At 44.3% G+C, this 619-nt stretch carries 1 protein-coding gene; it reads left to right on the top strand.

From position 1 onward, the window contains the following. A partial coding sequence (locus AB5935_RS26395; protein WP_368327918.1) for a LamG domain-containing protein occupies positions 1-603 on the top strand: 603 nt, incomplete at its 5' end. Between the last annotated feature and the right edge of the window lie 16 nt (positions 604-619).

The raw sequence follows: 619 nt of genomic DNA, 5'->3' as shown, positions 1-619 counted from the left end.
AACTTTAAGAATGGTGTAACTGCAAGAGAAATATCTACGATTATGGGTATCGAGCAATATTGCCTGTTCCGCTTGGGTGATGCAGGTTTTCCGGCGCAACAGTTGCAATTCTCGTGCAATGAGATTAAATTTCCGAACGCTGATAACAGCAAGCTTTTGCAAGAAGGCGAATGGTATCATGTAGCGGTGACGTTTGATACAGAAAAGAAAGTGGCGGTTATCTACGTAGACGGTCGTGAACAGAGTCGTATTGAGGATTATGGTGAAGGGAAACCTATTAATCTGGGTATGCAGAACCGTGGTAAGGATTTCATGTTCAAAATCGGCCATTCCTATGGCGAACCTACCGATTTCTCCCGCCAACTCGATGGTGAAATCTGTGAAGTACGTGTTTGGAACGTGATGCGAACCCAGCAAGAGATCTTCGATAATATGTATAACGTAGATCCTGCTACTACCGGACTTTGTGCTTACTGGAAGTTTAACGAAGGACATGGCGACATTGCCGAGGATTACACCGGACATGGAAATGATGCTCATGTACATATATCGCCTGCTGTATGGCCGCAAGGCATTGAGGTGACGCAGAAGAACAAAGAATAGTTTTGGAATAAGAGAA

Source organism: Phocaeicola sp. RTP21198st1_B8_RTP21198_201120 (genome assembly GCF_040929485.1).
Taxonomy (GTDB): Bacteria; Bacteroidota; Bacteroidia; order Bacteroidales; family Bacteroidaceae; genus Phocaeicola; species Phocaeicola dorei.
Note: the sequence above shows the minus strand (reverse complement) of the source record. Positions and strands in the feature narration are given on the sequence as shown.